Raw genomic sequence first — 8,014 nt, forward strand, 5'->3', positions numbered from 1 at the left:
CCCCAGATCAGGTCCAGGTCGTCCTTGATGCTGATCTCGAAGGGGTCGGTGGCGCCACCGGACACGTTGGTCAGCACGTGGCGGACGATCTCGTCGAGCTTGACCGGCCCGCGCCGCAGCGTCAGCCGCCCCGCGTCGATCCGGGCTGCGTCGAGCAGCTCGGTGATGAGCCGGCTCAGCCGGTCGGCGTCGGCGTCGACGGTCTCCAGCATGAGCTGCCGCTGCTCCTCGGAGAACTTGTCCCACTTGGTCAGCAGCGTGGACGTGAAGCCCTTGATGCCGGTGAGAGGGGATCGCAGCTCGTGCGCCACGGTCGCGACGAGATCGGAACGTTCGCGGTCGGCCTGGTTGCGGATGCGCGCGTTGCGGACGCTGACGATGACCCGCTGGACCGGTCCGCCGCGGCGATGCCGCACCAGGGTCGCCGTGATCAGGTACTCGCTGCCCTTGGGCGACCACCACGACGCCTCCGAGATCCGCTTGCGGATGTTGAGCCCGTCATAGGGCTCGCAGCAGTCGTACCAGGAGTTGCCGTTGAGGTCGTCGAAGGGCACCGCGACCGACAGGTGCATGCCGAGCATCTCGTCGCCGACAGCACGCGCCATGATCTTGATCCGCGGGTTGACGTACTCGACGATCCCGTCCGCGCCGGCGATGATGACGCCGTCCGGGTAGTCGTCGTAGTCCATGGACAACGAATCTAGTACCAATGGACTAGTTCGGACGAGGTGCGGGTCGTGAACGGCTCAGGTGGCGCGCCGCGCGTGGGCCGTCGCATACAGGCACACGGCCGCCGCGGTCGCCAGGTTGAGGCTCTCGGCGCGGCCGTAGATCGGCACCGCGACGACCCGGTCGGCGAGGGCGCGCGTCGCGTCCGGCAGGCCCCAGGCCTCGTTGCCCATCAGCCAGGCCGTCGGTGCGGACAGGTCGAGATCGGTGTCGTACAGCCCGAGGTCTCCCCCGCCGTCGGCGGCAAGCACCTGCAGCCCGGCGGACTGCAGCGCGGTGAGCGCCGCTGCGGTGTCGCGCTCGATGGCCAGTGGGACGTGGAAGATGCTGCCGACCGTGGCACGTACGGACTTGGGGTTGTAGGGGTCGACGCTGTCGCCCACCAGCACGACGCCGTCGGCTCCCGCGGCGTCGGCGCACCGGATCACGGCCCCCGCGTTGCCGGGGTCGCGGATGTCGGCACACACCACGACGAACCCGGGTGACCGGTCGAGCAGTGCTTCGAGTGGGCGGTCGAGCATCCCGCAGCGGGCCACGACGCCCTGCGGCTGGACCGTGTCGGCGATCGCCTCGACGACGTCGTCGGTCACGACGTGCCACTCCACGTCCGTACGCGCGGCCGCCTGCACCAGGTCGGTGTGCTGCTCGGTCGCGGCGGCGGTCGCGAAGACCTCGCGGACGGCGCCGGGGGTCGCCAGCGCCTCCCGGACCGCCTGCGGCCCTTCGGCGAGGAACTCACGCCGGTCGGTGCGGAACGCACGAGTGGCGAGCCTCCTGGCGTGCTTCACCCGTCCTGATCGGACGGTGAGCTCGCCGTGCCCGGGAACGGGAGGAGGACTCGCCACTGCGTTGGGGGGTGCCGCGGTCAGGCCGCGGCGCCGTCCTTCGGCGCGTTGACGTCGGCCGGAAGGTTGTCCTTCGCGACCTGGACCAGTGCCGAGAACGCTGCCGGCTCGTTGACGGCGAGATCCGCGAGGATCTTGCGGTCGACGTCGACCTCAGCGGCCTTGAGGCCCTGGATGAAACGGTTGTAGGTCATGCCCTCGGCGCGGACCGCAGCGTTGATGCGCTGGATCCAGAGACGACGGAAGTCGCCCTTCTTCGCCTTGCGGTCACGGTAGCTGTAGACCAGCGAGTGAGTGACCTGCTCCTTGGCCTTGCGGTAGAGGCGCGAGCGCTGACCGCGGTAGCCCGCAGCCCGCTCGAGTGTCTGCCTGCGCTTCTTCTGTGCATTGACTGAGCGCTTGACGCGTGCCATCTCAGTTCTCCTTCAAATCAGTGGGAATGGGGTGGAACGCGGTCAGAGACCGAGCATCTTCTTCACGCGGGGGACATCGTTCTTCGAGACGGCCGTAGACCCCTCGAGGCGACGCTTCCGCGCGGAGGACTTGACCTCGAGAAGGTGACGGCGGTTGGTCTGCTCACGGCGGAGCTTGCCACTGCCCGTGACCTTGACGCGCTTCTTCATCCCCGAGTGGGGCTTGAACTTCGGCATTTATGCCTCCATGTCTGGGTCGAGGTTCTCGGAACGTCGACGTGGCTTCTTGGGTGTTGCAGTCTTCTGGGCCGCTTCGCGGTGGGCCTTGACCTCGGCCTCCTCGGCTGCCTTGTCGGCTGCCTTGGCGTCCATGCTCTTGACCTTCTCGGCCTTGACCTCGGCCTGGGCCTCGGACTTCTTCTTGTGCGGCCCGAGGACCATCGTCATGTTGCGACCGTCCTGGCGGGCGTTGGACTCGATGAATCCGAGGTCCTCCACGTCAGCGGCGAGGCGCTGCAGCAGTCGGTAGCCCAGCTCGGGACGGTGCTGCTCGCGACCGCGGAACATGATCGTGATCTTGACCTTGTCGCCGGCCTTGAGGAATCGGACGACGTGACCCTTCTTGGTGTCGTAGTCGTGCTGATCGATCTTGGGGCGCAGCTTCATCTCTTTGATGACGGTGTTCGTCTGGTTGCGACGGGACTCGCGTGCCTTCTGGGCGGTCTCGTACTTGAACTTGCCGTAGTCCATGAGACGGCAGACGGGCGGACGAGCTGTGGGCGCCACCTCGACGAGATCGAGATCGGCTTCCGCCGCCAGTCGCAGGGCATCTTCGATTCGAACGATGCCGACCTGTTCACCGCCAGGACCGACGAGGCGTACTTCGGGCACTCGGATTCGGTCGTTGACGCGCAGCTCTGTGGTGATGGATCCTCCTGGAGTCGTGTGGGAGGCCACGGGTTCTTCTCATCAAAGAGAAAAGTGGCCCCCGTACGAAACGGACGCCACCGGCGACGTATTCCGAGGGAACACGTCTACTGGTCGATCCTGTCGCACCGAGATGCTGTCAGACCAACTCGAACCCCGCGGTCAGGAACCACGCAGGTGGGAGGGGCCTCCACTTCGTCTACAAGGGTATCAGCGCAGGCGTGCGGTGTGAAATCCGTGGGCCGTAGCACGGGCGAAACACGCCCGAAGCCGATCCGCAAACTCCGCCCGGCACGCTGGTCCCATGCTGTGGCGCGTACGCACGACCCTCGTCGACCGACCCGGGATCCTGGCCGAGATCGCCCTGGCCTGCGGCCGGTCCGAGGTCAACATCGTCGCGATGCAGGTCCTCGCGACCGGGCCGCAGGTCACCGACGTCTTCGTGGTCGACGTGCCCGAGGGCAGGACCGACCTGGCGGTGGCCGAGCTCTTCGAGGCGGCGGGCGGCTCGCAGGTCACGGTGACCCGGGTCGACGACGGGGCGACCGTCGACTCCCCCACCCGGTGGCTCGACGGCGCCCGCGCCGTCCTCGACGGGGACAGCGACGTCGAGACCGCGCTGGTCGGTCTGCTCGACACCGAGCCGCCCGACGTGGCGGACTACACGGGGCACGACGTGCTGACGCTGACCCGCCCGGACGGCACCGGGCTGCAGGTCAGCCGGGCCATCCCGTTCACGCCGGTCGAGCGCGCCCGCGCGCAGGCGCTCGTGACCCTGGTCCACGACGGCACCATGGCCCAGGAACCGGTCCTCGCACCGACGGCCCTCGAGCCGGCCGGCAGCCCCGGCGTCCCGCTCGTCCGGCGTGCGACGCTGGCCGATGCCGAGGCGGTCGCCGCGCTGCACGAGCGGTGCAGCGAGGAGACCCTGTTCGACCGCTACCAGGTGCCGCTGCAGCTGCCCATGACCGGCCGGATGAACCGTCGCCTGGTCTCGCCCGACGCCGGCCTGGCCCTCGTCGTGCAGCTCGGCAGGGACGTCGTCGCGCACGGCCTGCTCGAGCCGGTCGAGGGCATCTGGACGTTCCAGCTCCTGGTCGAGGACGCTCACCAGGGCGACGGTCTCGGCACCCAGCTCCTCAAGCACGCGGCGGGTCGAGCCAAGGGGCTCGGCGCGGCACGCCTGACGTTCGTCACCGCGGGCTCCAACGACACGCTGCTGCGGACGGTCGGCAATGCGGGCTTCATGGCCCGGGTCGAGCGGCACGACGGCAGCGTCCACATCACGGTGCCACTCACGGCGGTCCGGGCGATCGGGACCGCCTGAGCCGGGGAAGCGGTGCTGGCGTCCACGCCGGGACATTGCGTGGACGCCAGCGCACCGCTCACCGTTCCGGGCAGACCTACGCCTGCTCGCCCGGGACGACCCACGCGGCGCCGGCCGCGCTGTCGACCAGCACGTGGCCTGCCGCGAGATGCTCGACGTCCTCGGTCTCGACGACCGTGAACGTCGGGTTGGCCAGGTCGAGCAGGATCGCCGCAGCGCCCTCGTCCAGCGTGGCCCGGGCGGCGTCGCGACCGAGGACCGGGACGGGCCGCGCCTGCGGGTCCCACGCCGTCATGGTCGCGACGCTGCTGAAGGCCAGCAGGGCCGTACGCCCGTCGGCACCGGTCATCAGCACCGCAGCCATGTCGGCGTCCTTGTCACCGTCGGCCGGCGTCTCGCCGAGCAGCGCGATGATCGGGACGAACACGCGCACGTCCGGCAGCACCTGCAGGACCCGGACGTCGTCGCCGAGCGCGGCCGCGAGCTCCGGCGCGACGGTGCCGTCGTCGCCGGGGAACTGCGGAGCCGCGAGGGAGCGTTCGTGGTTCATGACAGCCGTCCTCGCAGGTAGGTGACGGCCTCCCGGGCGTAGGAGCCGTCGCTGCCCTGGATCGCGAACAGGTTGACCCGCTCGTCGTCGAGGGTCACGAGGGTCGGCCACGGGGCGCCGGTGTTCATCGCGAAGCCCTTGATGTCGCTCCACGGGACCATGTGCCGGCGATAGCCGTTGAGCACCTCGACGCCCTCGTCGGTGGCCTTGACGTAGCTCCGGCCGACGCCGTGCAGCAGGACCAGGACCGCGCCGATGATGAGCCACAGCGTGATCGTCTCGGCGGTCGTGAAGTAGATGTCGTCGGGCAGCGCGAGCGCGATGACCACCGTCAGCACCAGCATGATGACGGCGACGGCGTACGCGACGATGCGCGTGCTGCCGGGGCGGAACGTCCTCAGATCCGGCACGCGAGGATGTCCGTCACCAGGATGCCGCGCGCGCCGAGCTCGTAGAGCGCGTCCATGACCTTCTGGGCGGCGTCACGCGGCACCATCGAGCGCACCGCGACCCACCCCTCACGATGCAGCGGGGACACGGTCGGCGACTCGATGCCGGGCGTCAGCTCGACGGCCCGCTCGACCTGGTCGACCCGGATGTCGTAGTCCATCATGATGTACGTCCGCGCGACCAGGACGCTGTCGATGCGGCGCTTGAAGACCTCGAACCCGGCCGGCTCGAGAGCGCCCTGGCGGGTGATCATGACGGCCTCGGAGGCCAGGATCGGCTCCCCGAAGACCTCGAGGTCGGCCTGGCGCAGCGTGCTGCCGGTCTCGACGACGTCGGCGATCGCGTCGGCGACGCCGAGGCGCACGGACGACTCGACGGCACCGTCGAGGCGGACGACCTCCGCGCTGATGCCACGCTCGGCGAGATAGGCGCCGACGATGCCCTCGTAGGACGTCGCGATGCGCGAGCCCTGGAGGTCGTCGACCGAGCTCATCGTGCCGATCGGCGCGGCGAAGCGGAACGTCGAGGCGCCGAAGCCCAGCGCGATGTTCTCCGCGGCGTGGGCCTGCGAGTCCAACAGCAGGTCACGGCCCGTGATGCCGACGTCGAGGGTCCCCTCCCCCACGTAGATCGCGATGTCGCGCGGGCGGAGGTAGAAGAACTCGACGTCGTTGTCAGGGTCGAGGGTGACGAGGTCCTTGGCGTTGCGGCGCTGTCGGTAGCCGGCCTCGGCCAGCATCTGCGCGGCCGCCTCGGCCAGCGCGCCCTTGTTGGGTACGGCGATCTTGAGCATGGAGTTCTCTTCTCAGACGTTCTGTGACGGGTTGGGGGTCCCCCCACGAGCGAAGCGAGCAGGGGGCCGAAGGCACGGACGGGCGCCTGCCCCGAGGTGGGGCCGTGGCCGGTCCGTCACAGATGCGCGTAGACGTCGTCGAGGCTGATGTCGGCCGCGATCATCATGACCTGCACGTGGTAGAGCAGCTGGCTGAGCTCCTCGGCGGTGCGCTCGCGTCCCTCGTGCTCGGCGGCCATCCAGGACTCGGCGGCCTCCTCGACGAGCTTCTTGCCGATCGCGTGCACGCCGGCATCGAGCTCGGCGACGGTGCGCGAGCCCTCGGGGCGCTGGGCGGCCTTGTGGGACAGCTCGGCGAAGAGTTCATCGAAGGTCTTCATCGTGGGGGAGTCTATCGGTGGCCGTCAGGCGATCGACCGGAGGACGTTCCACGCGGACAGCGCGGCCTCGACGGCCTCCCGGCCCTTGTCCTCGCGGCTGCCCGGCAGCCCGGCCCGATCGAGCGCCTGCGCGTCGTCGTCGGTCGTCAGCAGGCCGAACCCGATCGGCACCCCGGTGTCGAGCGCGACGCGGCTCAGCCCGTCGGTCGCGGCCGCCGAGACGTACTCGAAGTGCGGCGTGCCGCCACGGATGATGACGCCGAGCGCGACGACCGCGTCGAAGCCCGCGCGCGCGTACGCCTGGCAGAGGATCGGCAGCTCGAACGAGCCGGGGGCCCGCTCCAGGGTCACGTCGGTGACGTTGGCGTCGGCGAGCGCGGCCTGCGCGCCGGCGATCAGCCCGTCCATGACCTCGGTGTGCCAGCTCGACGCCACGAACGCGACGCGGGCGCCGCTGCCGTCGACGGCCAGGGTGGGTGCTCCGCCGCCGCTCACGGGTTGACCTCCAGGTCAGGGAGGTCGTGGCCCATGCGCTCGGCCTTGGTCTGCAGGTAGCGCAGGCTGTCCTCGGTCGGGGCGATGACGAGCGGCACCCGCTCGGAGATCTTGACCCCGTACGCCTCCAAGGCGATCGTCTTGTCGGGGTTGTTGGTCAGCAGCCGGGCCGACGTGACGCCGAGGTCGCGCAGGATCTGCGCCCCCGCGGCGTAGTCCCGCTCGTCCTCGCCGAAGCCGAGCTGCAGGTTGGCGTCGACGGTGTCGCTGCCGGAGTCCTGCAGCGCGTACGCCTGCAGCTTGTGCAGCAGGCCGATGCCGCGGCCCTCGTGCCCGCGCAGGTAGACCACGATGCCGGCGCCCGCGGCGGTGATCTCGGTCATCGACAGCTCCAGCTGCGGGCCGCAGTCGCAGCGGCGCGAGCCGAAGACGTCGCCGGTCAGGCACTCGGAGTGGATCCGCACGAGCACGTCCTCGGTGCCGGGATCGCCGTGGACCAGGGCGATGTGCTCCGCGCCCTCGATGCGATCGCGGTAGCCGTGCGCCGTGAACACACCGAACTCCGTCGGCAGCCGGGTCGTGGCGAGCCGCTCGACCTGCGACTCGTGGAGCCGGCGGTGGACCTGCAGGTCCTCGATCGAGACCAGCGCGATGCCGTGCTCGTCGGCGAACTCCCGCAGCTCGGGGGCCCGCATCAACGTGCCGTCGTCGTTGAGCACCTCGCCGATGACGCCGGCGGGTGTGAGCCCCGCGAGACGAGCGAAGTCGACCGCTGCCTCAGTGTGGCCGGCGCGCTCCAGGACGCCGCCGGGCTTGGCCCGCAGCGGAATGATGTGGCCCGGCTGGTTGAGCTCGAAGGGCTCGGTCGCCGAGTCGGCCAGCACGCGGCAGGTCCGCGCGCGATCGGCCGCCGAGATGCCGGTCGTGATGCCGTCGCGGGCGTCGATCGAGACCGTGTAGGCGGTCCGCATCTTCTCGCGGTTGTGGGGCGTCATCAGCGGGATCGCCAGCCGGTCGAGGATCTCGCCGGTGATGGGCGCGCACACCAGGCCGCTGGAGTAGCGGACGAGGAACGCCATGAGCTCGGGCGTCGCCTTGCTCGCGG

12 protein-coding genes are annotated in these 8,014 nt (G+C 70.0%); 1 reads left to right on the forward strand and 11 read right to left on the reverse strand.

Annotated features, from left to right (window positions below; genetic code table 11):
* The 5 genes from JWQ91_RS11270 to infC all read right to left on the reverse strand — a co-directional run.
* On the reverse strand, positions 1–689 hold a 689-nt coding region (locus JWQ91_RS11270), incomplete at its 3' end, for a histidine kinase dimerization/phospho-acceptor domain-containing protein (protein ID WP_297783804.1).
* 57 nt (positions 690–746) lie between these two features.
* Complete coding sequence (locus JWQ91_RS11275; protein WP_297783809.1) at positions 747–1,517, reverse strand: RNA methyltransferase; 771 nt, start codon at positions 1,515–1,517, stop codon at positions 747–749.
* A 77-nt stretch (positions 1,518–1,594) separates the two neighbouring features.
* Positions 1,595–1,987, reverse strand: coding sequence for a 50S ribosomal protein L20 (gene rplT, locus JWQ91_RS11280; protein WP_297783811.1), 393 nt, complete (start codon positions 1,985–1,987; stop codon positions 1,595–1,597).
* Between the two features lie 42 nt (positions 1,988–2,029).
* Positions 2,030–2,224 (reverse strand): 50S ribosomal protein L35, encoded by a 195-nt coding sequence (rpmI, locus tag JWQ91_RS11285; protein ID WP_129183993.1) that lies wholly within the window; start codon positions 2,222–2,224, stop codon positions 2,030–2,032.
* A complete protein-coding gene (gene infC, locus JWQ91_RS11290; protein WP_297783822.1) occupies positions 2,225–2,944 on the reverse strand; it encodes a translation initiation factor IF-3 in 720 nt (239 codons plus the stop codon). It lies immediately after the preceding gene.
* Positions 2,945–3,218: 274 nt separating this feature from the next.
* Between infC and JWQ91_RS11295 the strand changes: the two genes are divergently transcribed.
* A complete protein-coding gene (locus JWQ91_RS11295) occupies positions 3,219–4,241 on the forward strand; it encodes a GNAT family N-acetyltransferase (protein WP_297783824.1) in 1,023 nt (340 codons plus the stop codon).
* Between the two features lie 76 nt (positions 4,242–4,317).
* On the opposite strand, the gene JWQ91_RS11300 is transcribed toward JWQ91_RS11295, so the two are convergent.
* The 6 genes from JWQ91_RS11300 to JWQ91_RS11325 all read right to left on the reverse strand — a co-directional run.
* Positions 4,318–4,791 carry an SseB family protein gene (locus JWQ91_RS11300; protein WP_297783826.1) on the reverse strand — a complete coding sequence of 158 codons (474 nt, stop codon included), beginning with the start codon at positions 4,789–4,791 and terminating at the stop codon, positions 4,318–4,320.
* Positions 4,788–5,201, reverse strand: coding sequence for a PH domain-containing protein (locus JWQ91_RS11305; RefSeq protein WP_297783828.1), 414 nt, complete (start codon positions 5,199–5,201; stop codon positions 4,788–4,790). Before JWQ91_RS11305 ends, JWQ91_RS11300 begins: the two co-directional genes overlap by 4 nt.
* Positions 5,189–6,034, reverse strand: coding sequence for an ATP phosphoribosyltransferase (hisG, locus tag JWQ91_RS11310; RefSeq protein ID WP_297783830.1), 846 nt, complete (start codon positions 6,032–6,034; stop codon positions 5,189–5,191). The genes JWQ91_RS11305 and hisG overlap by 13 nt, the downstream gene beginning before the upstream one ends.
* Before the next feature lie 116 nt (positions 6,035–6,150).
* On the reverse strand, positions 6,151–6,414 hold the full coding sequence (locus tag JWQ91_RS11315) for a phosphoribosyl-ATP diphosphatase (RefSeq protein WP_297783832.1): 264 nt from the start codon (positions 6,412–6,414) through the stop codon (positions 6,151–6,153).
* A gap of 24 nt (positions 6,415–6,438) precedes the next feature.
* Entirely contained in the window at positions 6,439–6,909 is a 471-nt protein-coding gene (ribH, locus tag JWQ91_RS11320) for a 6,7-dimethyl-8-ribityllumazine synthase (protein ID WP_297783834.1), read from the reverse strand.
* Positions 6,906–8,014: bifunctional 3,4-dihydroxy-2-butanone-4-phosphate synthase/GTP cyclohydrolase II (locus tag JWQ91_RS11325; protein WP_297783836.1), on the reverse strand; the 1,109-nt coding region annotated here is incomplete at its 5' end. The genes ribH and JWQ91_RS11325, both read right to left, overlap by 4 nt.

Source organism: Aeromicrobium sp. (genome assembly GCF_025965075.1).
Taxonomy (GTDB): Bacteria; Actinomycetota; Actinomycetes; order Propionibacteriales; family Nocardioidaceae; genus Aeromicrobium.

Coding starts and splice junctions, on each gene's coding strand:
- rplT (WP_297783811.1), bottom strand. CDS start 1,987: ATGGCACGCGTCAAGCGCTCAGTCAATGCACAGAAGAAGCGCAGGCAG.
- rpmI (WP_129183993.1), bottom strand. CDS start 2,224: ATGCCGAAGTTCAAGCCCCACTCGGGGATGAAGAAGCGCGTCAAGGTC.
- JWQ91_RS11295 (WP_297783824.1), top strand. CDS start 3,219: ATGCTGTGGCGCGTACGCACGACCCTCGTCGACCGACCCGGGATCCTG.
- JWQ91_RS11300 (WP_297783826.1), bottom strand. CDS start 4,791: ATGAACCACGAACGCTCCCTCGCGGCTCCGCAGTTCCCCGGCGACGAC.
- hisG (WP_297783830.1), bottom strand. CDS start 6,034: ATGCTCAAGATCGCCGTACCCAACAAGGGCGCGCTGGCCGAGGCGGCC.
- JWQ91_RS11315 (WP_297783832.1), bottom strand. CDS start 6,414: ATGAAGACCTTCGATGAACTCTTCGCCGAGCTGTCCCACAAGGCCGCC.